Origin of the sequence: Paracandidimonas soli, assembly GCF_004342005.1 — a bacterium.
GTDB classification, from domain to species: domain Bacteria; phylum Pseudomonadota; class Gammaproteobacteria; order Burkholderiales; family Burkholderiaceae_B; genus Paracandidimonas; species Paracandidimonas soli.
Genome location: NZ_SMBX01000002.1, coordinates 39,299 through 52,040, shown reverse-complemented (window position 1 = coordinate 52,040; position 12,742 = coordinate 39,299). Strand labels below are relative to the sequence as shown.

10 protein-coding genes are annotated in these 12,742 nt (G+C 64.0%); 8 read left to right on the top strand and 2 right to left on the bottom strand.

Features of this window, described 5'->3' with window-relative positions; genetic code table 11:
• Positions 1-28 precede the first annotated feature (28 nt).
• Positions 29-826: an enoyl-ACP reductase FabI gene (gene fabI, locus EV686_RS03935; protein ID WP_132473785.1), complete on the top strand. Its 798-nt coding sequence runs from the start codon at positions 29-31 to the stop codon at positions 824-826.
• A 27-nt stretch (positions 827-853) separates the two neighbouring features.
• Here fabI and EV686_RS03930 read toward each other — a convergent pair whose 3' ends face one another.
• A complete protein-coding gene (locus EV686_RS03930) occupies positions 854-2,095 on the bottom strand; it encodes a YbfB/YjiJ family MFS transporter (RefSeq protein ID WP_132473783.1) in 1,242 nt (413 codons plus the stop codon).
• A 13-nt stretch (positions 2,096-2,108) separates the two neighbouring features.
• Positions 2,109-3,116, bottom strand: coding sequence for an oxygen-dependent tRNA uridine(34) hydroxylase TrhO (trhO, locus tag EV686_RS03925; RefSeq protein ID WP_132473781.1), 1,008 nt, complete (start codon positions 3,114-3,116; stop codon positions 2,109-2,111).
• Between the two features lie 119 nt (positions 3,117-3,235).
• Between trhO and EV686_RS03920 the strand changes: the two genes are divergently transcribed.
• From EV686_RS03920 to earP, 7 genes are all read left to right on the top strand, one after another.
• Positions 3,236-3,640, top strand: a complete 405-nt coding sequence (locus tag EV686_RS03920; RefSeq protein WP_132473779.1) for a hypothetical protein — start codon at positions 3,236-3,238, stop codon at positions 3,638-3,640.
• A gap of 68 nt (positions 3,641-3,708) precedes the next feature.
• Complete coding sequence (locus EV686_RS03915) at positions 3,709-3,984, top strand: GNAT family N-acetyltransferase (RefSeq protein ID WP_132473777.1); 276 nt, start codon at positions 3,709-3,711, stop codon at positions 3,982-3,984.
• A gap of 63 nt (positions 3,985-4,047) precedes the next feature.
• Complete coding sequence (gene msrB, locus EV686_RS03910) at positions 4,048-4,449, top strand: peptide-methionine (R)-S-oxide reductase MsrB (protein WP_132473775.1); 402 nt, start codon at positions 4,048-4,050, stop codon at positions 4,447-4,449.
• A 192-nt stretch (positions 4,450-4,641) separates the two neighbouring features.
• Positions 4,642-7,230, top strand: coding sequence for a bifunctional aconitate hydratase 2/2-methylisocitrate dehydratase (acnB, locus tag EV686_RS03905; protein ID WP_132473773.1), 2,589 nt, complete (start codon positions 4,642-4,644; stop codon positions 7,228-7,230).
• A 165-nt stretch (positions 7,231-7,395) separates the two neighbouring features.
• Complete coding sequence (acnA, locus tag EV686_RS03900; RefSeq protein ID WP_132473771.1) at positions 7,396-10,095, top strand: aconitate hydratase AcnA; 2,700 nt, start codon at positions 7,396-7,398, stop codon at positions 10,093-10,095.
• 83 nt (positions 10,096-10,178) lie between these two features.
• Positions 10,179-11,387, top strand: coding sequence for a DUF2863 family protein (locus EV686_RS03895; protein WP_132473769.1), 1,209 nt, complete (start codon positions 10,179-10,181; stop codon positions 11,385-11,387).
• Between the two features lie 59 nt (positions 11,388-11,446).
• On the top strand, positions 11,447-12,691 hold the full coding sequence (earP, locus tag EV686_RS03890) for an elongation factor P maturation arginine rhamnosyltransferase EarP (protein ID WP_243650738.1): 1,245 nt from the start codon (positions 11,447-11,449) through the stop codon (positions 12,689-12,691).
• Positions 12,692-12,742: the final 51 nt, after the last annotated feature.

Genomic DNA, 12,742 nt, shown 5'->3' with positions numbered 1-12,742 from the left:
CTGAGAAAACATACATAGGATCTGCATCATGGGTTTCTTGAGCGGAAAACGCATCCTGATCACAGGAGTCATCTCGAATCGTTCGATTGCCTACGGCATTGCGCAAGCCTGTCGGCAACAAGGCGCCGAGATCGCGCTGACCTACGTCGGAGAACGCTTCAAAGAGCGTGTGGAAGAATTCGCCGAGGAATTCGGCACCAACATCGTCCTTCCCTGCGACGTCGCCGAAGACGAGCAGATCGACGGCCTGTTCCGCGAGCTCGGCAAAGTCTGGGACGGCCTGGACGGCCTGGTGCACTCCATCGGATTCGCTCCCCGCGAATCCATTTCGGGCACGGTCCTCGACGGCATGACACGCGAGAATTTCCGCATCGCCCACGACATTTCCTCGTACAGCTTCGCCGCCATGACCAAGGCCGCGCTGCCGATGCTGGAAGGCCGCAAGAGCTCGGTGCTGACCATGTCCTACCTGGGGGCCGAGCGCGCCATTCCCCACTACAACACCATGGGCATGGCCAAGGCTTCGCTGGAAGCCAGCGTACGCTACATCGCCGCCGCGCTCGGCCCCCAGGGCATCCGTGCCAACGGCATTTCCGCCGGCCCGATCAAGACGCTGGCCGCCGCGGGCATCAAGGACTTCACCACGATCTTCAAGTTCGTGGAAACCCATGCGCCGCTGCGCCGCAACGTCACCATCGAAGATGTAGGCAACGTCGCGGCGTTCATGCTGTCTGACCTGGCCGCCGGCATCACCGGGGAAATCACGCACGTCGACGGCGGCTTCAATGCCGTGGTGCCCGGCATGTCGCCCGACGACCTGCCCTGATCCCTCCCTGGATCCCGCACGCGTCCGCTATGCCCGGCGCGTGCGCATCCGGCCCTCCTGCCAGGCCAGCCAGAAATAGCAGGCCGCGCCCATGAACAGCACGGCCGCTGCCGCCGCCAGGGACACCTGGAAACTGCCGAACATATCGTACAGATAGGCTGCCAGCACGGGCCCCACGATCTGTCCCAGAGCGTAGGCGGCTGACATCGCTCCCATCAGCGCAACCACTCTCTCCCCTCCCAGCCTGCGGGCCTCCCGCATGCCGAACAGCGTGATGGCCGTAAAGGGCAATCCCAGCAGCGCGCTGCCCAGTCCGAAACCGGACAGGCTGCCGAACAGAATCGTGATCAGCACGCCGGCTCCCTGCACGACATAGGCCGCGCCCAGGAGGACGCTCTGGTTCCAGGCCACCGGCAAGCGCGTCACCAGCAGTGCGCCAAGCGCCACGCTCAGGCCGAACAGGGGCCACAGCCAGGCCTGTCCCGGCTGCCCGGGCAAGGCCAATTCCGCCATGACGGGAAGAAAGGTTGCGGTAATGATGTAGCCGAACCCCGCAAGGCTGTAGCAAAAGATATGCATGCCCACCAGCCAGCGCGGAGGCCGCACAGTCGCCGTCGGCGAAACCTGAGTTTGAGTTTTCTTGCTATCGGCCGGCGCAGCCGCCCTTCCGGCGCCGCCGGATACCCGGCGCGCCGTGTCCTTCCACGCCAGCCAAGCGCCGGCGAATGCAATCGCCGCGCTGCATAGCCATCCGGCATCGGCATGCAGGCCGATGGACTGCACATAGGCCCCCGCGATACCGCCCACCATGATGCCCAGCCCCGGACCGACGTACATGATGCCGCCCAGGTCGCCGCGCCCCATGGCCGCCAGCCACGACAGGCACCAGCCCGAAATCGTCACGAAAGCCACGCCCATCGCCACGCCGGCCAGGAGCCGCAGCGCGGTCCAGGCGATCATGCCGTCCGCCAGCCCCATGCCCGCGGTCAGCGCCGCCAGCGCCATCAGGCTCGCGCGTATCGTCTGGCGCGAATCGACGCGCACAACGGTGCAGAGCAAGGCCCCGAGGAAATAGCCGATATTGTTGGCGGAAGCCAGCCAGCCGCCCTGCACCATATTCACTTGCCGTGCGTCGAGCATCATGGGCAGCAGCGGCGTATAGATGAACCGGCCTATGCCCATCGCCACGCCCAGCGCGACCATTGCCACCAGCGCAATGCGCCACGGCGATGGCTGGACGCCAGCCGCCTCGGGCGGTTTCATGTTCATGATGGCCTGAGGGTCAGTGCCGGGCCGCGACGCGACTCTCCACGGCTGCCTCCGCGCCAGCCGGCGCATCGGGTCCGGGCTGCGCCTTCTGCTGGGCGCGAACGCCGATATGGCGCTGGCGCCTTGCCCTGGCCAGCAAGACCTGTTTCTGGCGCTCGCGGAATCGCTGCAGTTGCTCTTCCGTGTGCTTGCCATGGCACGACGGACAACTGACACCTTCTTCGTACATCGGCGATTCGCGGTCGGCAAGGCTCAGCGGCATGCGGCATGCGCGGCAAAACGTATACTCACCCTGCCTCAGCCCATGCCCGACGGACACCCGCTCGTCGAACACGAAGCACTGTCCGTTCCAGCGGCTGTTCTCTTCGGGCACGGTTTCCAGGTACTTGAGGATGCCGCCTTCCAGGTGATAGACATTATCGAAACCCTGCGTGCGCAGGTATGCGGTGGATTTCTCGCAGCGGATGCCGCCGGTGCAGAACATGGCGATGCGTGCCTTGCCATGCAGCACGCCGCCTTCGCGTGACTGCTCCTTCACCCACTCCGGAAACTCGGTGAAGGACGCCGTTTTCGGATTGACGGCCCCTGCGAACGTGCCGATGGAGACCTCGTAGTCATTGCGCGTATCCACCACCACGACATCGGGGTCATCGATGAGCTCATTCCAGTCCTCGGGCCTGACGTACTGGCCGGCCATGGTCGCGGCATGGATGTTGGGCACCCCCATGGTGACGATTTCGCGCTTGAGCTTGACTTTCATGCGGTAGAAAGGCTGCGAATCCGCCCAGGATTCCTTGTGCTCCAGAGAGGCGAGCCGGGGATCCTGGCGCAGATGGGCCAGAACTGCGCGTATGCCCTGTTCGGGCCCGGCGATGGTGCCGTTGATGCCTTCTTCGGCCAGCAGCAGCGTGCCCCGGACGTCGCGCGCTTCGCAGAAGGCGAGCAGCGGCGCGCGCAGGTCGGCGAAATCGCTCAGATGGACGAATTTATAGAGGGCGGCAACGAGATACTGGTTGGACATTGTGCGGGCTATGAAAAATGCAATACGGGCCGCGAGACGGCCCGGGGGTTTTCTATTTTAGCGCCGGCAAAGCCGACATACAGACCGATTCCGATTTCTATGCAAAAATAGCGCGCATTATGCTGAACGACATTATCAATTACACCCTTCCCTTTTCTTTCACGATCCTGGTGGCCTGCGCGCTGACGTGCCTGGTATCGATGCTGATGATTTTCCTGTTCCGCATCCGCCGCATCAACGAAGCCATGCAGCACCCGTATCTCAAGAAACTGCCCTGGGAGCGGCATACCTTCGGCATGCGCGCCACGATCCTGCTCGATTACTTCCTGCGCATCATGTTCCCCCGCCGGAAGAAAGGCATGGCGGGCCAGGCCAACCTGCTGCTGGCCCACATCGACCCGACGGACGTGCCCAACTCCCTGAAATGGCCTATCATCGGCATGTGGGGCGGCTGCCTGCTCGGACTGATCGTCATGCCGCTGCTCTGGGTCATGATCTACCTGAAAATGAACGCCGGGCTTTGATTTCCCGGAACCGACCTCCGGAACGCCAGAGCGCGGACGGCGGCAGCGACGCAAAGAGACGACGAACAATGAAACGCGCAATTGAACACAACGCTTCGGCCAGCAGGTTCGAATGGACGGAAGACGGGCATTTGTGCATACTCGAATACGTGCTGTCGGGCTCGACCATGGACATCACCCATACGCTCGTCCCGCCGGAAGCGGGCGGCAGGGGCATCGCCGCCGATCTCGCCAATGCCGCCCTGGACACGGCGCGCGAAAACGGCTGGCGCGTCATTCCCAGTTGCTCCTACGTCGCCGTTCATATCCGCAGGCACAAACAGTACCAGGATCTGCTGGCCTGACGCCTGTCGGCCGTTTAAACTGATCCTATACGCAACAGTCCGCCGCCCCGCGGCGCTACAGCCATGACCAGGATAAGCAAGACAGACGAACAATGGCGCGAAGCGCTCAGCCATGACGAATTCATGGTAACGCGCCGCAAAGCCACCGAGCGCGCCTTCACCGGCCGCTACTGGGATACCGTCGACATGGGCATCTACCGCTGCGTCTGCTGCGGCACCCCCCTGTTCGCCTCCGATACGAAATTCGACGCCGGCTGCGGCTGGCCGAGCTACTTCGAACCCCTCGATCCCGCCAATGTGCGCGAGGAAACCGACACCTCCCACGGCATGATCCGCACGGAAGTGCTCTGCAACGTCTGCGACGCCCATCTGGGCCACGTATTCCCCGACGGCCCGCCCCCCACCGGACTGCGCTACTGCATCAACTCGCTGTCGCTCGTGTTCGAGCCCGCCGACGAAACCTGAGCCTCCGCGCTTTCTCCAGCCCTCTTTTTCTCTCGAATCAACCTCTTCTATCCATGGATCGCCTCTGCGGCGTATCCATGGCGCGACATCTTTCCCATCAAGTCTTATATAAGATACAAGACATTTGCCAGGACTCCAGCTTAGCTCTACAATTGACGATAACTTCCACCCAATCGAGAAAGAGACACCAACATGCTGGAAAACTATCGCAAACACGTCGCCGAGCGCGCTGCGCTGGGCATTCCTCCGCTGCCCCTGTCCGCACAGCAGACCGCCGATCTGATCGAACTGCTGAAGAACCCTCCCGCCGGCGAAGACCCGGCCTTCCTCGTCGAGCTGCTCACGCACCGCGTGCCAGCCGGCGTGGACGATGCGGCCAAGGTCAAGGCATCGTATCTGACATCGCTGGCGCTGGGCGAGGAAACCTGTGCCCACATCTCGGCCAAGCATGCCACCGAGCTGCTGGGCACCATGCTGGGCGGCTACAACATCGGTTCGCTGATCAAGCTGCTGGATAACGCCGAACTCGCCGCCACCGCAGCCGAAGGCCTGAAGAAGACCCTGCTGGTCTTCGACGCCTTCCATGACGTCAAGGAAAAGGCCGACCAAGGCAATGCATACGCCAAGGCCGTGCTGCAAAGCTGGGCCGACGGCGAATGGTTCACCAGCCGCCCCGAACTCCCCGAAAGCCTGACCATCACGGTCTTCAAGGTTCCCGGCGAAACCAATACTGACGACCTGTCGCCCGCTCCCGACGCCACGACGCGTCCCGACATCCCTATGCACGCCCTGGCCATGCTGAAGAACCGCCGCGAAGGCGCGGCGTTCGAGCCCGAAGAAGACGGCAAGCGCGGCCCCGTCGACTTCATCAAGTCCCTGCGCGACAGAGGCCACCTGGTCGCCTACGTCGGCGACGTGGTCGGCACCGGCTCTTCGCGCAAGTCCGCCACCAACTCCGTGCTGTGGTTCACGGGCGAAGACATCCCCTTCGTGCCCAACAAGCGCTTCGGCGGCGTCTGCCTCGGCAGCAAGATCGCTCCCATCTTCTTCAACACCATGGAAGATGCCGGCGCCCTGCCCATCGAGCTCGACGTTTCCCAGATGGAAATGGGCGATGTCGTCGAACTGCGCCCCTACGAGGGCAAGGCCCTGAAGGACGGCAAGGTCATCGCCGACTTCGAGATCAAGTCCGAAGTCATGTTCGATGAAGTCCGCGCCGGCGGCCGCATCCCCCTGATCATCGGCCGCGGCCTGACGACCAAGGCGCGCGAAGCCCTGGGCCTGCCGCCCTCCACGCTGTTCCGCCTGCCCAAGAATCCCGTCGATACCGGCAAGGGTTTCAGCCTGGCGCAGAAAATGGTCGGCCGCGCCTGCGGCCTGCCCGAGGGTCAGGGCATCCGTCCGGGCACCTACTGCGAACCCAAGATGACCTCCGTAGGCAGCCAGGACACCACCGGCCCCATGACCCGCGACGAGCTGAAAGACCTGGCCTGCCTGGGTTTCTCGGCCGACCTGGTCATGCAATCGTTCTGCCACACCGCCGCCTACCCCAAGCCCGTCGACGTCAAGACACACCACACGCTGCCCGCCTTCATCAGCACGCGTGGCGGCATTTCGCTGCGCCCCGGCGACGGCGTGATCCACTCGTGGCTGAACCGCATGCTGCTGCCCGACACGGTCGGCACCGGCGGCGACTCGCACACGCGCTTCCCCATCGGCATCAGCTTCCCCGCCGGCTCCGGGCTGGTGGCCTTCGCCGCCGCCACCGGCGTCATGCCGCTGGACATGCCTGAATCGGTGCTGGTGCGCTTCAAGGGTAAGCTGCAGCCCGGCGTCACGCTGCGCGACCTGGTCAACGCCATTCCTCTGTACGCCATCAAGCAGGGCCTGCTCACGGTCGCCAAGCAAGGCAAGAAGAACATCTTCTCCGGACGCATCCTTGAAATCGAAGGCCTGCCCGACCTGAAGGTGGAACAGGCGTTCGAACTGTCCGACGCTTCGGCCGAGCGTTCCGCCGCAGGCTGCACGGTGCGCCTGAACAAGGAACCCATCATCGAGTACATCACCAGCAACATCACGATGCTGAAGTGGATGATCGCCAATGGCTACGAAGACGAGCGCAGCCTGCGCCGCCGCATCGCCGCCATGGAAGAATGGCTGGCCGATCCCAAGCTCCTGCAGCCCGACGCTGATGCGGAATACGCCGCCGTCATCGAAATCGACCTGGCCGACGTCCACGAGCCCATCGTGGCCTGCCCGAACGACCCCGACGACGTCAAGACGCTGTCCGAAGTGGCCGGCGCCAAGATCGACGAAGTGTTCATCGGCAGCTGCATGACCAACATCGGCCATTTCCGCGCGGCATCCAAGCTGCTGGAAGGCAAGCGCGACATTCCCACCAAGCTGTGGGTGGCGCCGCCGACCAAGATGGACGCGGCCCAGCTGACCGCGGAAGGCCACTACGGTGTCTTCGGCACCGCCGGCGCCCGCACCGAAATGCCGGGCTGCTCGCTGTGCATGGGCAACCAGGCGCAGGTGCGCGAAGGCGCTACGGTCATGTCGACCAGCACGCGCAACTTCCCGAACCGCCTGGGCAAGAACACCAATGTGTACCTGGGCTCCGCCGAACTGGCCGCCATCTGCTCGCGCCTGGGCCGCATCCCGACCAAGGAAGAGTACATGGCCGATATCGGCGTCATCAACGAGAATGGCGACCAGATCTACCAGTACCTGAACTTCGACCAGATCGAGGAATACCGCGAGATCGCGGAATCCGTCTGATCCCGGCCGAGACCGGCGCTCCGCCAGCCCGCGCAGCCCCAGGCCCGCGCGGGCTTTTTCATCGCCAGGCCTTTTCCCGCCTGGCGCAACAGATTACCCACGGCAGCGCTTACTGCCCTAAAATGACTGCATACGCTGCGTTGCATTTCTCTTCCGGAGCCAATCATGCCGCATTCTCTGTTCGATACCCTGCAAACCTTCCCCATCGGCCGCAAGAAAGGCAAGTTCTATTCCCTGCCGCAGCTCGGCAAAGCGCTCGACGTCGACCTGTCGAAGCTGCCCGTCTCCCTACGCGTCGTGCTCGAGGCGGTGCTGCGCAACTACGACGGCGAGCGGATCACCAAGAAACACGTCCGCCAGTTGGCCACCTGGAAGCCCAAGGCCAAGCGCACGGAAGAAATTCCCTTCGTCGTCGCGCGCGTCGTGCTGCAGGACTTCACCGGCGTTCCACTGCTGGCCGACATCGCCGCCATGCGCTCCGTGGCGCAGCGCCAGGGCAAGGACCCCAAGCGGATCGAGCCGCTGGTGCCCGTGGACCTGGTCGTCGACCACTCCGTCATGATCGACTACTACGGCACGCCCGACGCGCTGGACCTGAACATGAAGGTCGAATTCCAGCGCAACCGCGAGCGCTACCAGTTCATGAAATGGGGCATGCAGGCCTTCAAGACGTTCGGCGTCGTGCCTCCGGGCTTCGGCATCGTGCACCAGGTCAACCTGGAGCACCTGGCGCGCGGCGTGCATCGCGATGCCAACGACGTCTATTACCCTGACACCCTGGTCGGCACCGACAGCCACACCACCATGATCAACGGCATCGGCGTCGTCGGCTGGGGCGTGGGCGGCATCGAAGCCGAGGCCAGCATGCTGGGCCAGCCTCTGTACATGCTGACGCCGGACGTGGTCGGCGTCGAGCTCAAGGGCCAGCTGCGCGGCGGCGTGACAGCCACCGACCTGGTGCTGACGCTGACGGAATTGCTGCGCCGCAACAAGGTCGTGGGCAAATTCGTGGAGTTCTGCGGGCCGGGCACCTCCAGCCTGTCGGTCACCGACCGCGCCACCATCGGCAACATGGCCCCCGAGTACGGCGCCACCATGGGCTTTTTCCCCGTCGATGACCGCACCATCGAGTACTTCCAGGGGACCGGCCGCTCCAAGGACGAAATCGACGCCTTGCGCGCCTATTTCAAGGCGCAGGGCATGTACGGCATTCCCAATGCCGGCGACATCAAGTACAGCCAGTTGCTGACGCTGGACCTGTCCACCGTGGCCCCCTCGCTGGCCGGCCCCAAGCGCCCACAGGACCGCATCGAGCTGGGCAGCGTGAAGTCCCGCTTCATCGAGCTGTATTCCGAGAAGTCCACCAGCGGATTCAGCCAGCCTCCCGAGAAGCTGACCCAGCCCGTACGCACCTCGTCGGGCATCGAGCTGCACAACGGCGACATCCTGATCGCCGCCATTACTTCCTGTACCAATACCTCCAACCCCAGCGTTCTGCTGGCCGCCGGCCTGCTGGCGAAGAAAGCTGTCGAGGCGGGCCTGAAAGTCGCGCCGCACATCAAGACATCGCTGGCCCCCGGATCCCGCGTCGTCACCGACTACCTGCGCAAGACCGGCCTGCTGCCCTACCTCGAGCAACTGGGATTCGACGTGGCCGCCTATGGCTGCACCACCTGCATCGGCAACGCCGGCGACCTGGCGCCGGACTTCAATGCGGCCATTCTGGAGAACGATCTGGTCTGCGCGGCCGTCCTCTCCGGCAACCGCAACTTCGAGGCCCGCATCCACCCGAACATCAAGGCGAACTTCCTCGCTTCGCCGCCGCTGGTCGTCGCCTACGCCTTGGCCGGCACGATGCTGCGCGACCTGATGAGCGAGCCCATCGGCCGCGGCAAAAACGGCGACGTCTGGATCGGCGATATCTGGCCGTCCAGCGAAGAAGTCCTGGCGCTGCTGCCCACCGCCATGAACCCCGAGGTTTTCCGCGGAAACTATGCCGAAATCCGCACCAACCCCGGCGAACTCTGGAAGAACATCGAAGGCGGCGAAGGCGATGTCTATACGTGGCCGAAATCCACCTATATTGCCGAGCCCCCGTTCTTCACCGGCTTCTCCATGCAGCCGTCGTCCGTCGAGCCCGTGCGCAACGCCAGGGTCCTGGCGATTTTCGGCGACTCCATCACTACGGACCATATTTCGCCCGCCGGCTCCATCAAGGAAAACTCGCCCGCCGGCAAGTGGCTGCTGTCCCACGGCATCATGAAGCAGGATTTCAACAGCTACGGCTCGCGCCGCGGCAACCACGAAATCATGATGCGCGGCACCTTCGCCAACGTGCGCATCAAGAACCTGATGATTCCGCCCAACCCCGACGGCAGCCGCTTCGAAGGCGGGGAAACCATCCACCAGCCCTCGGGAGAACGCCTGTCCATCTACGATGCCGCCATGAAGTACGTGACGGAAGGCACATCCACCGTCGTGATCGCCGGCGAAGAATACGGCAGCGGCTCGTCACGGGACTGGGCGGCCAAGGGTACCCAGCTGCTGGGCGTCAAGGCGGTGATTGCTCGCAGCTTCGAGCGCATCCACCGCAGCAATCTGGTCGGCATGGGCGTGCTGCCGCTGCAGTTCAAGGGCGACGACAGCGCAGCTTCGCTCGGCCTGAACGGCACGGAAACGTTCGATATCTCCGGCCTGGAGAACGGCATCAAGCCGCAGCAGGACGTCACGCTGACCATACGCCGCACGGACGGCAGCGTGCAACAGATACCCATGCTGCTGCGCATCGATACCGCCACCGAGGTCGATTACTATCTGCACGGCGGCATCCTGCCCTACGTCCTGCGCGGACTGCTGGCCGAATAAAGCCATCCGTTCACGGTTACACTAGCGGAACCCGGCGATAAACACGCCGGGTTCTGTTTTCCATTCTTTTTCGTATCGCATTCATGTCCATTCTGTCCGCATCCCGCCCCGCGCGCCTGAGCCGCGACGCCCAGCGACTGGTTTTCCTTGCGCAGGCGCTGGAACTCTCCGGATCCCGCATCGAAGACATATATTGGGAAAAGCTGTTGCTCACGCATCTGGACAAGCTGCTGCGAGGCCGCCAGAACCGCACTGTAGAAACGGCGCTGGAGCACCTGCTGTCGGCCAATTCCAGCGCCTACGAGGTGCTGGCGGAACAGGCGGAAACGGCTTCCGAATCCCTTGCGCTGACGCGCTCCGGCGTCGAATACGACGTATTGCTGGTTTCCGCGCCGGTGCTGGCCTGGACGCGGTACCAGCTGCCGTCCGTCGCCCTGAACCCGTCGCAACAGGAAGCGCTCGTCGCACACCTGAGAGAACACGTCGTCTCGGCCGATGCCAAGGTCGCCATCGTTCCCTACATGATCGGCTTCGAGCAGATGCCGCAATCCTTCCACGACACATGGGCATGGACGGACCGCCTGGGCAGGCAGGCGCTGGGAATGTCCGTTGAACCGCACCCGGCCCAGCGCAACCCGGAAAACGACAGCATGCTGGCGGATACGCAATTCCTGATCGCGGCCGTTGTCGTGCCCAAGGGCGAACCCGTCTTCCGCTGGCAGACCAGTCCGGACAGCATCGGCCCGACGCGCGAAACCTGCCACAAGTTGTGGCAGCAGGCGGCCGGCGAAGTCCTGGCGCCGCTGTATACCGCATGCCAGACCGAACTCCTGCTGCCGGACGCCTTCTACATGACCAATCGCGAAGCCGACCGCCGCATCCGGCCGCTGTCCATCATGGCCTCCGTCGCCTGGCTGCAGATCGCCACCCCGTTCACTGCGCACCAATTGCGCGCCTGCATCGCCGCCTGCGGCAATGAAAACGTGGAGGAATACCGCATCGGATTCAGTCCCTTGAATTCGAACGATGTCATCTACGGATGCATCTGGCCCGTGCTCAGCCGGGAAGAAGCCATGGCCGACAGCATCGACAGCGACCAGCCCAGCGTGTCCGACGAAATCGCCGCACTGCTCAAGCAACTGGACATCCACGAAATCAAGCGGCTGCCCGGGATCCTCCCCAGCGAATTCTGCGAAGACTGCGGCGCCCCCTATTTCCCCAACGCCCTGGGAGAGATGCTGCACCCGGAACTGCCGGAAGACGCGGACACCGGCCCCGTCCAGTTCCACTGAGCAAGCCTGCGCCGCCGGCGCAGGCTGCCCGACAACCGGTCAGCACGAGGCTTCCAGCAGTGTCGACAGCCCCCGAATCCACTTCGCATTCCTTGGCAACGGAAACAGCCGGCGCATCCGGCCAATGGCCTCGCTCCTTCGATATCTTCTGCCGCGTCATCGACAACTACGGCGATATCGGCGTGTGCTGGCGCCTGGCGCAGCAACTGGCTCGCCACCCGGGCGGGTTTCGCGTGCGCCTGTGGGTGGACGATCTGCAAAGGTGCCGCTCCCTGGTTCCGGAAACCGATGCCTCGCTGCCGTACCAGACCGTCCGCCAGGTCGAGCTCGTGCACTGGACGGATGCGCCGCCGCCATGCGAGCCCCGCGACGTCGTCATCGAGGCGTTTGCCTGCGACCCTCCCGGCGACTTCCTGCGGAAAATGACGCAGGCAAACGCCTGGATCAACCTGGAATACCTGAGCGCCGAGGATTGGGTGGAAGGCTGCCACGGACTCGGCTCGCCGCAAGAGATCTCCGCATCACCGCTTCAAGGCGATGGGACGATCCATGGAGCGGCCATGCCCGCCGAAGCAGTCCCCCGGAAAAAACTGGTCTTGAAAAAGCGATTTTTCTTTCCCGGCTTCACACCCGGCACCGGCGGTCTGCTGCGCGAACCCGATCTCCTCGCCAGGCGCCGCGCCTGGCTGGCGCAGCCCTCGCTGCGCTGGCAACTGCTGCGAGACCTTGGCGTTTCCTCCGACGCCATCGCCCGTCTGCGGCAGGACGCGCTGCAGGTCCTGCTGTTCTGCTACCCGCACGCTCCCGCCGGGCAGTTGCTGGAGCGCCTGTCGGCAGCGCATGGGCAGGCCGTCATCCTGCTGCCGGAGGGCGTGCGCGCCGATATCCCCTCGGCGCCGCCCGCCAATATCCGGATCCAGCGCATCCCGTTCGTTCCCCAGGAGCATTTCGACGCCCTGCTGTGGAGCAGCGACCTGAACTGCATCCGGGGCGAGGATTCCCTGGTGCGCGGCCTGTGGGCGGGACGCCCCCTGCTCTGGCATATCTATGCCCAGGACGAGAACGCTCATCTGGAGAAGCTGGACGCCTGGCTGGCGCGTTCCCCCTATCCGCCCGACGCGCAGGCGCTGATGCGCAACTGGAATCGCCAGGACGGCGGCGCGTCATGGCCGGCATTTCCGTCCGGCGACGCCTGGCAAGCCTGGAAGGACAGCGCCGGAGTATGGCTGGAGACTCTTTCCTCCATGCCGGATCTGGTGTCATCCCTGCTGGACATGCTGCGGAAAGAAGCCGCTTGCGCATAACGCGGATCCCTGCAGTCCGCTCTTTCCGCGCGAGAATCCCGCGAACAGGGT

What these genes read in the sequence shown, in the direction of transcription:
- fabI (WP_132473785.1), top strand. Translation starts at nt 29, where the DNA reads ATGGGTTTCTTGAGCGGAAAACGCATCCTGATCACAGGAGTCATCTCG.
- EV686_RS03930 (WP_132473783.1), bottom strand. Translation starts at nt 2,095, where the DNA reads ATGAACATGAAACCGCCCGAGGCGGCTGGCGTCCAGCCATCGCCGTGG.
- trhO (WP_132473781.1), bottom strand. Translation starts at nt 3,116, where the DNA reads ATGTCCAACCAGTATCTCGTTGCCGCCCTCTATAAATTCGTCCATCTG.
- EV686_RS03920 (WP_132473779.1), top strand. Translation starts at nt 3,236, where the DNA reads ATGCTGAACGACATTATCAATTACACCCTTCCCTTTTCTTTCACGATC.
- EV686_RS03915 (WP_132473777.1), top strand. Translation starts at nt 3,709, where the DNA reads ATGAAACGCGCAATTGAACACAACGCTTCGGCCAGCAGGTTCGAATGG.
- msrB (WP_132473775.1), top strand. Translation starts at nt 4,048, where the DNA reads ATGACCAGGATAAGCAAGACAGACGAACAATGGCGCGAAGCGCTCAGC.
- acnB (WP_132473773.1), top strand. Translation starts at nt 4,642, where the DNA reads ATGCTGGAAAACTATCGCAAACACGTCGCCGAGCGCGCTGCGCTGGGC.
- acnA (WP_132473771.1), top strand. Translation starts at nt 7,396, where the DNA reads ATGCCGCATTCTCTGTTCGATACCCTGCAAACCTTCCCCATCGGCCGC.
- EV686_RS03895 (WP_132473769.1), top strand. Translation starts at nt 10,179, where the DNA reads ATGTCCATTCTGTCCGCATCCCGCCCCGCGCGCCTGAGCCGCGACGCC.